Source organism: Streptomyces sp. NPDC041970 (assembly GCF_055588985.1).
In genome coordinates, this window is record NZ_JBVJCD010000050.1 from 1 (window position 1) to 13,873 (window position 13,873).

A 13,873-nucleotide genomic window follows, 5' to 3' on the forward strand; every position below is an offset into this window, starting at 1 on the left:
GAGAAGGGCGTTGCTTCCCCCCACCACCGGGGGGTGACCTGGCGGGGCCCGCCCGGCCACGGCGCGCCCGGTCTCCGCGCAGGGGCCGGCGGCGCCGCGCACCCCCACGGCGAGGCCGTCGACGGGGGCGGCCGCCCAGCGGACCCGCTCCAGCAGCCACGCGCCCACGGCGAGGGACCGCGGCAGCGGCGGCCCGTCCGCGGCCGGGTCGCCCAGGGTCACGTCGAGGTCCACGCCGACGCCCCGGAAGGAGCCGTGCCCGGCCGCCGGGCGGGCCCCGGCGGCCTCCGGGTCGTCGTCCGGTCCGACGACGACGAGCAGGTCGGGGCGGGCCGCGGCGAGCAGCCCGAGGGCGTCGAGGCACACGGCGCGCGCGGCGTCGAGCTCGGGTGCGGCCCCGGCGGCGACCTCGGGGACCAGGAGCGGCGGACAGGGGCACACGGCGGCGGCGACGAGCATGACGGTCAGCGTACGTGCCGGGGAGGGCGGCCGGCAGGCCGTCCGGGCCGTTCGCCGCCCTCCCGCGGGGCCGCGCGGGCGTCAGCCCGTGCCGCAGGCGGGCTCCGCGGCCGGGAGGGGGGCCGGGGCGCCGATGCCGGGGAGGCCGAGCATGACCCCGGCGGGCTTGGCGGCCTGGGAGCGCCGCTCCCAGGCGTCGCCCGCGCGGGTGGGCCGCACGGCGAGGGGGGCGCCCTCGGCCAGCAGGTGGTGCGGGGCGGCGTAGGTGACCTCGACGGTCACCACGTCGCCGGGGCGCACGGGGCGGTCGGGCTGGGTGAAGTGGACGAGGCGGTTGTCGGGGGCGCGGCCGGAGAGGCGGCGGGTGGCGCCGTCCTTGCGGCCCTCGCCCTCCGCGACCATGACCTCCAGGGTGCGCCCGACCTGCTTCTTGTTCTCGTCCCAGGAGATCTGCTCCTGGAGGGCGGACAGGCGCATGTACCGCTCCTGGACGACCTCCTTGGGGATCTGGCCGTCCATCTCGGCGGCCGGGGTGCCGGGGCGCTTGGAGTACTGGAAGGTGAAGGCGTTGGCGAAGCGCGCCTCGCGGACCGCGTGCATCGTCTGCTCGAAGTCCTCCTCGCTCTCGCCGGGGAAGCCCACGATGATGTCGGTGGAGATGGCGGCGTCCGGCATCGCGGCGCGCACCTTCTCGATGATGCCGAGGAAGCGCTCCTGCCGGTACGAGCGGCGCATCGCCTTGAGGACGCGGTCGGAGCCGGACTGCATCGGCATGTGGAGCTGCGGCATCACGTTCGGCGTCTCGGCCATCGCGGCGATGACGTCGTCGGTGAAGTCGCGGGGGTGCGGCGAGGTGAAGCGGACGCGCTCCAGGCCCTCGATCCTCCCGCAGGCGCGCAGCAGCTTGGAGAAGGCCTCGCGGTCGCCGATGTCGGAGCCGTAGGCGTTCACGTTCTGGCCGAGCAGGGTGATCTCGCTGACGCCCTCGGCGACCAGGGCCTCGATCTCGGCCAGGATGTCGCCGGTGCGGCGGTCCTTCTCCTTGCCGCGCAGCGCCGGCACGATGCAGAAGGTGCAGGTGTTGTTGCAGCCGACGGAGATGGAGACCCACGCGGCGTAGGCCGACTCGCGGCGGGTGGGGAGCGTGGAGGGGAAGGCCTCCAGGGACTCCGCGATCTCGATCTGGGCCTCCTCCTGGACGCGGGCGCGCTCCAGCAGGACGGGCAGCTTGCCGATGTTGTGGGTGCCGAAGACGACGTCGACCCAGGGGGCCCGCTTGACGATCGTGTCGCGGTCCTTCTGGGCGAGGCAGCCGCCGACGGCGATCTGCATTCCGGGGCGCCTGGTCTTCATGGGGGCGAGCCGGCCGAGGTTGCCGTAGAGCTTGTTGTCGGCGTTCTCGCGCACCGCGCAGGTGTTGAAGACGACGACGTCGGCGTCGCCGTCGGAGCCTTCGGGGGCCCGGACGTAACCGGCGTCCTCCAGGAGGCCCGACAGCCGTTCGGAGTCGTGGACGTTCATCTGGCACCCGTAGGTGCGCACCTCGTAGCTCTTCTTGACGTCCACTGCTTCTTCGCTCCGGTTGCCGCTGCTCATGGGACAAGGGTAGGCGGTGGCCGGGCAGCGCCCTCCCGTCCCCGTCCCGCCGGGGCGGGAACGGGCGGCGGGACCTGGCCAGCGGGCGGCTGAGCTGGCAGGATCGCGCGCATGTCCCTCGCTCCGTCCCGACGCGGCCTCCGGCGCACCCTGGTGGCGGCCGCCGTGCTCGCGGTCGTGCTCGGGCTGCTCGTGTGGTGGCTGCCGCCTCGGGGCCAGGAGCGGCCGGCCGGGTCGCTCACCTTCTCCACGGGGGTGCCCAGCGGCGTCTACCAGCGGTACGGGGAACGGCTCGAACGCGCGCTGGCCAAGGACATGCCGGAGATGTCGATACGGCTGCGGACCAGCGAGGGGTCGCAGCAGAACCTGGCGCGCGTGGCGACCGGCGAGGCCGACTTCACCATCGCCACCGCCGACGCCGTGGCCACCTACCTGCGCGACGGCCGCCCCGGCGCCCAGCGGCTGCGCGGCTGCGTGCGGTTGTACGACGACTACGTCCAGCTCGTCGTGCCCGGTGACTCCGACGTCCGCACGGTCGCCGATCTGCGCGGCCGGCGGGTGGGCGTGGGCCAGGAGGGGTCCGGGGTCCGGCTGGTCGCCGACCGGCTGCTGGCGGCGGCGGGGCTGGACCCCTCCGAGGACGTCACTCCGGTCCCGGAGGGCATCGACACCATGCCCGTACGGCTGACCGAGGGGCGGCTCGACGCCTTCTTCTGGTCGGGCGGGCTGCCGACCGCGGCGGTGCAGGAGCTGTCGAAGAGCTTCGACGTCCGGCTCGTCCCGCTGGAGGCCGCCCTGGTCGCGCGGCTGCAGGCGGCGACCGGGCCCACGCGCTTCTACCGGTCGGCCATGATGCCCGCCGACGCCTACCCGAAGGCCCAGCGGTCGCAGTCGGTGCCCACCGTCGCCGTCGCCAACCTCCTCGTGACGACCGACCGGACGAAGCCGGCCCTGACCGAGGCGTTCACCCGGACGGTGATCAACAGCCGGGACCGGATCGGCCGGGAAGTCCACGCGGCGCAGTTGGTGGACCTGCGGACGGCGATCTACACCGATCCGCTGGACGTGCACGAGGGGGCCAAGAACTACTACCGCTCGGTCAAGCCCTGAGCCGTGCGCCGGGAGCCGCTCAGCCCTGCGGCAGGTCGCGGGGGACGGAGACGGTCACCCGCAGGCCGTGCGGTGCGTGGTGCTCGTACGCGATCGAGCCGCCGCCCGCCGCGAGCAGCACGCGGGCGATGGAGAGGCCGAGGCCCGAGCCGCTGACGTTCTGGTGGCGGGCGCTGCGCCAGAAGCGGTCCCCGACGCGCTCCAGCTCCTGTTCGGAGAGGCCGGGGCCCCGGTCGGCGACCACGACGGTCGTGGCGGTGGCTCCCGCGGCGACCGTGACCCGTACGTCCTCCCCGGCCGGGGTGAACTTCAGGGCGTTGTCGATGACCGCGTCCAGGGCGCTGGAGAGGGCGACGGGGTCGGCCCACGCGGTGGCCGCCGGCGCTCCGTCCAGGGTGAGGGCGACGCCCTTGTCCTCGGCCATCGGGCGCCAGGACGCGACCCGTTCGGCGGTGAGGGGCACGATGTCGGTCACCTGGAGGTCCGCCTCGGCGTGCTCGGCCAGCGCGAGGCCGAGGAGGTCGTCGAGGACGCGGGCGAGCCGCTTGCCCTCGGCGCGCACGGCGGCGATCTCCTCGTTCCCCTCGGGCAGTTCGAGGGCGAGCAGCTCGATGCGGAGCAGCAGGGCGGCGAGCGGGTTGCGCAGTTGGTGCGAGGCGTCGGCCACGAAGGCGCGCTGCTGCTCCAGCACGTCCTCGACGTTGTCGGCCATCTCGTTGAACGACCGTGCCAGGCGTCGGAGTTCCGGCGGCCCGGCGGAGGCCGCCACGCGGGAGCGCATCCGGCCGCCGGCGATGTCGTGGGTGGCGGCGTCCAGGGTCCGTACGGGCAGCAGCACCCAGCCGGTGAGCCGGACGGCCGCGCCGACCGCCACCAGCAGGGCCAGGGCCTCGCCGAGGCCGATGGACAGCCAGGTCCGCAGGGTCCGGGCCCGCATCTGCTCGGTGGGCGAGTCGATCACCACCACGGCGACCACGTCCCCGTCGCGCACGACGGGCGAGGCGACGACGACGCGGCCGTTCTGCCAGGGCCAGACCTGCGGGGGGTCGTGCGAACGGCGGCCCAGCAGCGCCTCCGAGAACGCCGTGCGCCCCTCCCCCTCCGCGGGCAGGCTCCAGTGGCCGGGGGCCTTCGCCAGGACCCGGTCGTGCCGGTGGAAGACGCCGGCCCTGATGCCGTACACCGAGGCGTACACCTCCAGGTCCGTCTGGAGGGTGCGGCGGCGCTCCTCGCTCTCCGCGGAGGTGTCGGTGATGGACTGGGCCAGGGCGGCGAAGCGCGCGGTGTCGTCGATGCGGTCGATCACCAGGCGCTGCTGTTCGGCGGCGGCCACGCTCACCGCGAGCGGGAGGCCGAGGGTGAGCAGGACGGCGGCCATCAGGATGATGAGCAGCGGGAGCAGCCGGGCGCGCACCTGGGTCGTACCGGCCCGTTACGCGGACGGCGCGACGAGCCGGTAGCCGACGCCCCGCACGGTCTCGATCAGGGCGGGCAGCCGCAGCTTGGAGCGCAGGGAGGCGACGTGGACCTCCAGGGTGCGCCCGGTCCCCTCCCAACTGGTGCGCCACACCTCGCTGATGATCTGCTCGCGGCGGAAGACGACGCCGGGGCGCTGGGCGAGGAGGGCGAGCAGGTCGAACTCCTTGCGGGTGAGCTGGACTTCGGCGCCGTCGACGCTGACCCGGCGGGTCGGCAGCTCGATCGCGACCGGTCCGAGGCGGAGCGCGGCGAGCGGGGTGGCCCCGGTGTCCTCGCCGCCGGCGGCGCGCCGGGCGACGGCGTGGATGCGGGCGAGCAGCTCGCCGGTGTCGTAGGGCTTGACCACGTAGTCGTCGGCGCCGAGGTTGAGGCCGTGGATGCGCGAGCGCACGTCGGCGCGGGCGGTCACCATGATCACGGGGGTCGCGGTGCGCTTGCGGATCTTGCCGAAGACCTCGTAGCCGTCCTGGTCGGGAAGGCCGAGGTCGAGGAGGACCACCCCGAAGGGCTCCTTCTCGGCGGGCAGCAGCGCGCGCAGGGCCTCCTCGCCGTTGCGGGCGTGCACGACGCGGAATCCGTGCCGGGCGAGCACGGCGGACAGGGCCGCCGCGACGTGGTCGTCGTCCTCGACGAGCAGCAGTCTCATGGCCCTCCTCTCCGTCCTCCCGGCCTGCCGGGCCCGTTCGCGCCGTCGTCGCGTGGCGTCACCGGGCGAGGCCCGAACATTAACCCGCGCTTCACGGACGGAAGTCCCGGCGAGACTTCCCGTTCTCCGGCGTTTCACGTGCGCCCGCTCAAGGCATCCACGCCGATGAGCGGCACACCCGTCAAGACCCCGCCGGTCACAGCACGGTTTCCGTTACGCACCCGGTACGCCGCGGGGCGTCCCGTTCACGCGGTGTGTCCGGTTGCCGCCGGATCGTTATGCTCAATTTCCGCTCAGATGTAATGACTCTGGTCGCACTGCGTCACTAGTGTCCTGGGCAACCGAGGAGGACGGAGCAAGAAGCCGATGAGCGGAGTTTCAGTGACCAAGGCCGCCGAGGGTGCCGCGACCGCGGCGAACGACCTGGTCGTACTGAGCAACGTCAACAAGCACTTCGGCGCGCTGCATGTGCTCCAGGACATCGACCTGACCATCGCCCGTGGCGAGGTCGTGGTCGTGATCGGGCCCTCCGGGTCCGGTAAGTCCACGCTGTGCCGCACGATCAACCGCTTGGAGACGATCGATTCGGGCGCGATCTCGATCGACGGCAAGCCCCTGCCCCAGGAGGGCAAGGAGCTGGCCCGGCTGCGCGCCGACGTGGGCATGGTCTTCCAGTCGTTCAATCTCTTCGCCCACAAGACGGTGCTGGAGAACGTCGTGCTGGGCCAGGTCAAGGTCCGCAAGGCGGACAGGAAGGCCGCGGAGGAGAAGGCGCGGACCCTGCTGGACCGCGTGGGCGTCGGCGTGCAGGCCGACAAGTACCCGGCGCAGCTCTCCGGCGGCCAGCAGCAGCGTGTGGCGATCGCACGGGCGTTGGCGATGGACCCGAAGGTCATGCTGTTCGACGAGCCCACCTCGGCTCTCGACCCGGAGATGATCAACGAGGTCCTCGAAGTCATGCAGCAGTTGGCTCGGGACGGGATGACGATGATCGTCGTCACGCACGAGATGGGATTCGCCCGGTCCGCCGCCAACCGCGTGGTGTTCATGGCCGATGGGAAGATCGTCGAAGAGGCCGCGCCCGACCAGTTCTTCAGCAATCCGCGCAGCGACCGGGCCAAGGACTTCCTGTCGAAGATCCTGCACCACTGACGCCGACGACCTACGACCGTAAGGGATTGTTCACATGAAGCTCCGCAAGCCGGCCGCCCTCGCGGCCATCGCCGTACTCGCCCTGACCGCGACCGCGTGCGGCGGCAAGGAGGGTTCCGCCGGTGACAAGCCGGGCGGCACCCAGCCCGGTTCCTCCGAGGCGCCCGCGCTGCCCACGTACACCGTGGCCAAGGACGTCGCCCTGGACTCGCCGGTCTTCAAGAAGGCGAAGCAGCGCGGCAAGCTGGTCATCGGCGCCAAGGCCGACCAGCCCTACCTCGGCTTCGAGGACCAGTCGACCAAGGAGCGCTCCGGCTTCGACATCGAGATCGCCAAGATGATCGCGGCGGACCTCGGCTTCACCGACAAGCAGATCGAGTGGAAGACGGTCGACTCCGGCGTCCGCGAGACGGCCATCTCCAGGGGCCAGGTCGACTACTTCGTCGGCACGTACACGATCAACGACAAGCGCAAGAAGCAGGTCGGCTTCGCCGGGCCGTACTACCAGGCCGGCGCGGACCTCCTGGTGCGCAAGGACGAGACGGCCATCACCGACAAGGGCGCGGTGAAGGGCAAGAAGGTCTGCTCGATCGTCGGTTCCACGCCGCTCCAGGAGATCAAGAAGCCGGAGTACGGCGCGAGCGTCGTCGAGCTGGCCAAGTACTCCGACTGCGTGCAGCAGTTGCTGACCAAGCAGGTCGACGCCGTCACCACGGACGACGCGATCCTCAAGGGCTACGCCGCCGCCAACTCCGGCAAGCTCAAGGTCGTCGGCAAGCCGTTCACCGAGGAGCCGTACGGCGTCGGCCTCGACAAGGACGACAAGGTGCTGCGCGAGGCGATCAACAAGTCGCTGGAGAACCACATCAAGGACGGCACGTACAAGAAGATCTACGAGGCCACGCTGGGCCTGTCCGGCTCCGAGTACACCGAGCCGCCGGCGCTCGAGCGCTACTGACGCCCGCCCGCCGCCCACGGTCGACGCCCCGTCAGGAAGGCGGTCTCCGAACGGAGATGAGGACACCGCCCCTGACGCCGTCCGCCGCACGGTGGTCGACTTCCCGTCACGTACGCCTCGCGTGCGACTGCCGCGTCCCGCACGCCCCCGGCGCCGAAGCCCCTTCGGTCCCGGCGGGCGCGCGGGGCGCTCCTTCCCCTGCCCTGATGCCGCTGACCGCCGACGCGGAGACCTCATGAACGTACTGCTCGACAATTTCCCAGAGTTCCGCGACGGCTTCATAGGAACCGTGTCGATCACCGCCGTCAGCTCGGTTATCGCCCTGGTCCTCGGTGTGCTCATCGCCGGCTTCCGCGTGTCGCCCGTACCGCCTCTGCGGTACTTCGGCACCGCGTGGGTGACGCTGATGCGCAACACCCCGCTGACGCTCCTCTTCCTGATCTTCTTCTTCGTGGTGCCGGAGATCCTCTTCCCGGGGATGAGCTCGTTCCTGCTCGGCTCGCTGGCCCTCGGGTTCTACACCTCCTCGTTCGTCTGCGAGGCGGTCCGCTCCGGCATCAACACGGTGCCGCTGGGGCAGGCCGAGGCCGCGCGCTCCATCGGCATGACGTTCTCCCAGACCCTGCGCATCGTGGTGCTCCCGCAGGCCACGCGGACCGTCATCCCGCCGCTGAGCAGCATCTTCATCGCCCTCACCAAGAACTCCGCGATCGCCGGCGCCTTCAGCGTCGCCGAACTGTTCGGCTGGCAGAAGCTGATGAGCGACCGCGGTTACGCCATCGTCCCCGTCTTCATCTGGGTGGCCCTGGGCTACTTGGTCGTCACGTTTACCATCAGCGGCCTCTTCCGGCTGCTGGAGCGTCGTATGGAGGTCGCCCGATGAGCGCCAGCGTTCTCTACGACGCACCGGGCCCCAAGGCCCTCGTCCGCAACCGGATCTACGCCGTCCTCGGCACCCTCCTCATCGCGGCGCTGCTCGGCGTGAGCCTGCTGCGGCTGAGCGAGAAGGGGCACCTGGCCCCGGAGATGTGGGACATCTTCAACTACGCGGGCATCCGGCAGAACATCGCCGACGCCCTGGTCGCCACGCTCAAGGCGTTCGGACTGGCCGCGATCGGCTCGCTGGTCCTCGGCGTCCTGCTCGCGGTGGGCCGCCTCTCCGACCACAAGCCGGTCCGCTGGGCGGCGACCACCTTCATCGAGCTGTTCCGCTCGCTCCCCCTCCTGATCACCATCTACGCGATCTGGGTCGGCTTCCTCACCGACTACTCGATGTGGGCGCTGGCGCTGGGCCTGTCCGTCTACAACGGGTGCGTGCAGGCCGAGGTGCTGCGCGCCGGCATCAACGCGGTGCCCAGGGGGCAGAGCGAGGCCGCCTACGCGCTGGGGATGAGCAAGACCCAGGTGATGGTCAGCGTCCTGATGCCGCAGGCCGTCCGCTCCATGCTGCCGACGATCATCAGCCAGCTCGTGGTGACCCTCAAGGACACCTCGCTCGGCTTCATCATCCTGTACCCGGAGCTGCTCCAGACCGCGCGTCTGATCGCCTCCAACACGCTGGTCAACTCCCAGTACCCGTACGTCTCGACGATCGCCGTCGTCGGCACCCTCTACATCGCCATGTGCCTGCTGCTCTCGGCGCTGGCGACCTGGGCCGAGAAGCGCGGCCGCCGCGCCAAGACCGGCATCAAGGTCGCGCCCGGCGCCCCGACCACGGACGTCCCCGCGGTGGACGCCGGGCCCGACCGGAGCACGGGGGGCGCAGGGGGCGCAGGCCGGACGGCCGACGACGCCGGTGGGACCGGTGTGACGAAGGACTGACCCTCCCGGACGGGAGCATCCGAGGCAGCGGCGCACGCGCCGCTGCCTCGGTCACTTGACGCAAACACCACCAGTGGGTTGCATACGTTCTGTGATCACGCACCCGGCTTCCACCACCATGTTCCGCATGACCGTACGGGCCGGAGGGTACGCGCCGTGGACCCGGTGATCGTCGTCGGCGCCGGGCCCGTCGGCCTGGCGTTGTCGCTGGCCCTCGCCGCCCAGGGCGTCCCCAGCGTGGTCCTCGACGAGGGGCCGGGCACGGAGGAGACGAGGCCGGCGCGCACGGTCGTGCTGCGCGAGGACACCGCCGACCTGGTGCGCCGCCTCGGCCGCCGGGACCACGTGGACCGGGCCGGGCTCCGGTGGGCCGGCTGGCGCTCGATGCGCCGGAAGAACGTCGTCCGCGAGGTGCCGCTGGCCGAGCGCGCCGAGGACGGTGCGCCGCGCCCCCTCTCCCCGCTCCACCTTCCGCAGCACGCGCTGAGCGCCGCCCTGCGGGCCGCCGTCGCCGCGACGCCGCTGGTCCGGCTGGTGCCGGACAGCCGGGTCGACACCCTGGAGCAGGACCCCGACGGTGTCACGGTGCACACCAGGGGGCCCGGTTCGACCTGGTGGCGCGGGAGTTACCTGGTCGGCTGCGACGGCGCCCGGTCGACGGTGCGCAAGCTGCTGGACATCCGGTTCCCGGGCCGTACGGCGGTGGAGCGGCACGCCGTCGCCGCCCTCCGGGCCGAACTGCCCTGGCCCGGCGAGGCCGTCCTGCACCGGCAGCCCCCGTGGCGGACCGGCGGCGCCCAGATCACCGCGCGGCCGCTCCCGGACGGCGTCTGGCGGGTGGACTGGCTGCTGCCGCCGCGCGGCGAACTGGTCACCCCCGAAGACCTGATCACCCGTATCCGGGACACCCTGGCCGGCTGGTGCGGCGAGACCCCGGCGTACGAACTGCTGGACACCGGCGTCCACACGCTCCACCACCGGCTCGCCCGGCGCTGGCGGCGGCAGCGCGCCTTCCTGGCGGGCGACGCCGCGCACCTGCTGGGGGCCGTGGGCGCCCAGGGGGTGGACGAGGGGCTGCGGGACGCCGAGAACCTGGCCTGGAAGCTGGCCCACGCCTGGCACCACGGCCACGCGGACCCCCTGCTCGACAGCTACCAGGCCGAGCGCCGGGCCGCGGTCGCCGCCCGGCTGCGCGCCGCCGACCAGTCGCTGCCGGTGCTGCGCGGCGGCGGGGGGCTGCGGACCCTGGTCCCCGGGGCCGCGCGCGGTCACGACTCCCTCCTCGCCGACGGCCATCTGGGGTGCGGCGCGCTGGGCGCACCCCCTTCGTACTCGCACTCCCCCCTCACACCGCCGCACACGGAGGCGCACGTCTGCGTCAGTACGCCCCCCGGTGCGCCGGTCGTCGACGTCATGGTGACCGCGCCGGACGGAACGACGGTACGGCTGCGCGAACGGTTCGGCCGCGGGCAGCCCCTGGTGGTCCTGGTCGCGCCCGGCACGGGGGTGTGGGACCGGCGCCACTGGCAGACGGCGGGCGTCATGCCGCGCCTCACGGAGGCCGTGGCGGCGCTGCCCGTGACCGCGGAGCTGCTGGTCACGGAGAGCTATCCGGGGGCAGCGGCCCACACCGTGCTGCTGGTGCGGCCGGACGGGCACCTGGTGGCGGCCTTCGGCGGCGTGCATCCCGCGGGACTGCTCGCCGCGGCGCGGACCGCGCTGGGCGGTGCGGCCCACGAGGGGGAGGACGGCGGGGACGGCGGTCCGGAGCGCGGGGAACGGGGCGCCGCGGCGGGGCGGGCGCGTGCGGCGGGGCAGACCGAGCCGGGCGGACGCGGAGACGACGACGGGCCCGGACGGCGGGAGGGGCACGGGGGCCGCGGCGCGGGCAGGGGTCCCGATGGAGGTGCTCTTCCTGAGGGGACCGGTCGTCCTGGTGGGGGGCCCGGTCGCCCTGGTGGGGGCCTGATTCCGGGCGCGGGCGCGGCTCGTGGGGGCGCGGTTTCGGGTGCGGGTGCGGTTTCGGGTGCGGGTGCGGTTTCTCGTGCGGGCGCGGCTCCTGAGGGGGGCGCGGCTCCTGGCGGGTGCGCGAGTCCTGGTGAGGGACCCGGTCGTCCTGGTGCGGGCGCGGCTCCTGAGGGGGGCGCGAGTCCTGGTGGGGGCGTGGCCTCCGGCGGGGGCGCACTGCCGGAAGGGGGCGCGCTTCCGAGCGGGGGCGCGAGCGGGAGTGCGACCGAGCGGGACGCGGCGCGGGCGCCGGGACCACGGGCGCGGGTGCACGTCGACGGGACCGCCCGGTCCAATTGACCCTCCGCGGGCGCGCATGGTGTACTCCGGATCATGACCGACACCGATGTGCGCCTGTGGCGGAGGGTCCATATGGACCTCGTCCGTTACGCGGGCTGCGTGTGTCGTCCGTCCTGCTGAATCGCTCTCTCCTCCGCCGGTTCGTGCTGCCCTCGCGCACGGCCGGGCCTTCGCGAACGCTCAGGACGGTCCTCGTGTCTACCCTTCCCTCCGCCGTGCCCACGGCCGCTTCCCCTCCCCCCTCCCCCGCCGCCCCCGACTCGCCCGCCGATGCTGGTGGTGCGGCCGTCGCAGCCCGAACCGCCGCGGTCGACGCCACCGGCGGTCCCACCCTCGTGGAGCTGCTGGACTTCGTCCGCCGCACCGCCCGCGACGAAGCGCTCATCGCCGCGCTCCCACTCGACCCCGAGGAGCGCACCTGGACCCGGCTCGACGGGCCGGGCGGCAGCGAAGCCTGGTTGATCGGCTGGCCGCCGGGCTCCGGGACGGGGTGGCACGACCACGCCGACTCGACGGGCGCGTTCACCACCGCGGTCGGCACGCTCAAGGAGCACGCGCTGGCCGTGCGGCTGCCCACCGACGGCTGGAAGTCCCTGGAGCTGACGGAGGGGGTGGACCGGTCGAGGGAGCTGGCGGCCGGTCAGGGCAGGGCCTTCGGCCGGAACCACGTCCACGAGGTCATCAACGAGTCGGACAGCGTGCACGCCGTCTCCGTCCACGCCTACTACCCGCCGCTGCCGCGCATCCGCCGGTTCAGCCGCACCGGCGCGGTCCTCCGCCTGGAGCAGACCGAGCGCCCGGAGGACTGGCAGTGAGCGCGGACCGCCGGCCCGGCGCGGACCCGTTCGAGAACCCGGTCCCGTTCGGGGAGGCGGACCAAGCTGCGGGCGGGGGTGCGGGGGAACGGCCGGAGCGGGGCGAGCCGGTCGGCATCGACGACCTGCTGGAACGGGTCAGGGCCGGATACGAACGGCTCGGCCCGCACGAGGCCGCCGCGGCCGTGGAGTCGGGGGCCCTGCTGGTGGACATCCGGTACGCGGCGCTCCGGGACCGGGACGGACGGGTGCCGGGCGCGCTGGTCGTCGAGCGCAACGAGCTGGAGTGGCGGCTCGACCCTCGGGGCAGCCACCGCGCCGCCGAGGCGGTCGGCCATGGCCTGCACGTCGTGGTGATGTGCAACGAGGGATACGCGTCGAGCCTCGCGGCCGACTCGCTGCACCGGCTGGGGCTGCACCGGGCCACCGACCTGATCGGCGGCTTCCAGGCCTGGCGGGCCGCCGGCCTCCCGGTCACCGCGCCGTCCGGGGCCTGACAGCCGCACCCCGAGACCCGTCCGGCCCGCCCCGTCCCACCGAACCCGTCCCACAGCAGGAGGGGCGAGGCGGGCCGGACCCGTCTCACAGGGGCCGCCCCGCGCCCGGAGGAGCGGCCACCGACCGGACGGGGACCGCCCCTCCGCCCCGGCCTCGGTCCGGGGTGGGAACACCCGAACGCCACGTTCCAGTAGAGCGATCGCCACGTGCGACCGACATTCACCTCACATAGAGGCGAAATGTACGGAGATGACACGTTATGGCGACTTCCGTTCTCACACCTGACCAGCTCGACGATCAGGCCGCCCACCTGCACGACACCCAGGCATGGCAGCGGATCGTCACCGGCTGGGAGTACACCGCCCCGGAACCCTCGCCCGTCCGGCCGCGACCGATGCCGGCCGCGTCAGCCGCAGCAGCGGTGTCGGCCGGGCCGGCCCAGGGGATGCCTTCGCTCGACGCCGCGGAGGTGTCGGAATCCGCACCGGCGACGGAAGCGGCGCGGCTCACGCGGTCCGCCGACTGGCGGGCCCTGCTCTCCGTGCCCGTCGACCGACTCATCGACGACTCCCTGCGGGCGCTTCCCGCGGCCCCGCCGTACGAGCGCCCGCTGCCCGGACGGCTGGGTGCGATGCTGCCGGACCGGGTGCACGCCTGGCGGCGGGTCGGCCAGGGCGACCTGCGCCCCTCGACCCATCTCGCGTACGCCCGGCAGATCCTGACCGCGTGGGGCTGGCAGAACACGCCGTACCGGCTGCGGAACGCCCGAGGCGCGCGCTGCGTATGCGGCGCCCTGCTCTCCGCGCACCGCCTCGGCTACGGCTCCCTCGACACCGTGAACCGCGCGGGCGCCTGGCTGATCACCGAGCTGCGCTCGCAGGGGTGGACGGGGCTGATCGGGCCCTGGAACCGCCACCCCGGTCGCACGGCCGCGGACGCCGTGGCCCTCCTCGACGCCACCATCCGGCGCGCCTCCCTGGCCGGACACTGACCGCCTCACCGCCCCTCGTCAGGCGGGCGGTCGCCTTCCGG

The 13,873-nt window shown here is 73.3% G+C and carries 13 protein-coding genes and 1 pseudogene; 10 read left to right on the forward strand and 4 right to left on the reverse strand.

The window, feature by feature from the left end:
* Both ACZ6EJ_RS21680 and miaB read right to left on the reverse strand, forming a co-directional pair.
* A partial coding sequence (locus ACZ6EJ_RS21680; protein WP_469269255.1) for a class III extradiol ring-cleavage dioxygenase family protein occupies positions 1 to 459 on the reverse strand: 459 nt, incomplete at its 3' end.
* Positions 460 to 540: 81 nt separating this feature from the next.
* Positions 541 to 2,055, reverse strand: coding sequence for a tRNA (N6-isopentenyl adenosine(37)-C2)-methylthiotransferase MiaB (gene miaB / locus ACZ6EJ_RS21685; protein WP_469269257.1), 1,515 nt, complete (start codon positions 2,053 to 2,055; stop codon positions 541 to 543).
* 111 nt (positions 2,056 to 2,166) lie between these two features.
* Here miaB and ACZ6EJ_RS21690 point away from each other — a divergent pair, with 111 nt between their 5' ends.
* The gene (locus tag ACZ6EJ_RS21690; protein ID WP_469269258.1) at positions 2,167 to 3,165 is read left to right on the forward strand and encodes a TAXI family TRAP transporter solute-binding subunit; all 999 of its coding nucleotides are present in this window, start codon (positions 2,167 to 2,169) and stop codon (positions 3,163 to 3,165) included.
* Positions 3,166 to 3,184: 19 nt separating this feature from the next.
* Here ACZ6EJ_RS21690 and ACZ6EJ_RS21695 read toward each other — a convergent pair whose 3' ends face one another.
* Both ACZ6EJ_RS21695 and ACZ6EJ_RS21700 read right to left on the reverse strand, forming a co-directional pair.
* Positions 3,185 to 4,579, reverse strand: coding sequence for a sensor histidine kinase (locus tag ACZ6EJ_RS21695; protein WP_469269260.1), 1,395 nt, complete (start codon positions 4,577 to 4,579; stop codon positions 3,185 to 3,187).
* 18 nt (positions 4,580 to 4,597) lie between these two features.
* Positions 4,598 to 5,290 (reverse strand): response regulator transcription factor, encoded by a 693-nt coding sequence (locus ACZ6EJ_RS21700; RefSeq protein ID WP_469269262.1) that lies wholly within the window; start codon positions 5,288 to 5,290, stop codon positions 4,598 to 4,600.
* Between the two features lie 366 nt (positions 5,291 to 5,656).
* Here ACZ6EJ_RS21700 and ACZ6EJ_RS21705 point away from each other — a divergent pair, with 366 nt between their 5' ends.
* The 9 genes and pseudogenes from ACZ6EJ_RS21705 to ACZ6EJ_RS21745 all read left to right on the forward strand — a co-directional run bounded on the left by ACZ6EJ_RS21705 (position 5,657) and on the right by ACZ6EJ_RS21745 (position 13,832).
* Positions 5,657 to 6,442: an amino acid ABC transporter ATP-binding protein gene (locus ACZ6EJ_RS21705; protein WP_469269264.1), complete on the forward strand. Its 786-nt coding sequence runs from the start codon at positions 5,657 to 5,659 to the stop codon at positions 6,440 to 6,442.
* A 34-nt stretch (positions 6,443 to 6,476) separates the two neighbouring features.
* Complete coding sequence (locus ACZ6EJ_RS21710; RefSeq protein ID WP_469269266.1) at positions 6,477 to 7,400, forward strand: glutamate ABC transporter substrate-binding protein; 924 nt, start codon at positions 6,477 to 6,479, stop codon at positions 7,398 to 7,400.
* A gap of 235 nt (positions 7,401 to 7,635) precedes the next feature.
* Complete coding sequence (locus ACZ6EJ_RS21715) at positions 7,636 to 8,283, forward strand: amino acid ABC transporter permease (protein ID WP_469269267.1); 648 nt, start codon at positions 7,636 to 7,638, stop codon at positions 8,281 to 8,283.
* The gene (locus ACZ6EJ_RS21720; RefSeq protein ID WP_469269268.1) at positions 8,280 to 9,221 is read left to right on the forward strand and encodes an amino acid ABC transporter permease; all 942 of its coding nucleotides are present in this window, start codon (positions 8,280 to 8,282) and stop codon (positions 9,219 to 9,221) included. Before ACZ6EJ_RS21715 ends, ACZ6EJ_RS21720 begins: the two co-directional genes overlap by 4 nt.
* Positions 9,222 to 9,377: 156 nt before the next feature.
* A pseudogene (locus tag ACZ6EJ_RS21725) lies at positions 9,378 to 10,955 on the forward strand (FAD-dependent monooxygenase); the annotation flags it as partial.
* Positions 10,956 to 11,561: 606 nt separating this feature from the next.
* On the forward strand, positions 11,562 to 11,648 hold the full coding sequence (locus ACZ6EJ_RS21730) for a putative leader peptide (protein WP_311605579.1): 87 nt from the start codon (positions 11,562 to 11,564) through the stop codon (positions 11,646 to 11,648).
* A gap of 74 nt (positions 11,649 to 11,722) precedes the next feature.
* Positions 11,723 to 12,343 (forward strand): cupin domain-containing protein, encoded by a 621-nt coding sequence (locus tag ACZ6EJ_RS21735; RefSeq protein WP_469269270.1) that lies wholly within the window; start codon positions 11,723 to 11,725, stop codon positions 12,341 to 12,343.
* Between the two features lie 116 nt (positions 12,344 to 12,459).
* Positions 12,460 to 12,840: a rhodanese-like domain-containing protein gene (locus tag ACZ6EJ_RS21740; RefSeq protein WP_469269300.1), complete on the forward strand. Its 381-nt coding sequence runs from the start codon at positions 12,460 to 12,462 to the stop codon at positions 12,838 to 12,840.
* A 260-nt stretch (positions 12,841 to 13,100) separates the two neighbouring features.
* On the forward strand, positions 13,101 to 13,832 hold the full coding sequence (locus tag ACZ6EJ_RS21745) for a DUF6197 family protein (RefSeq protein ID WP_469269271.1): 732 nt from the start codon (positions 13,101 to 13,103) through the stop codon (positions 13,830 to 13,832).
* Positions 13,833 to 13,873 lie beyond the last annotated feature (41 nt).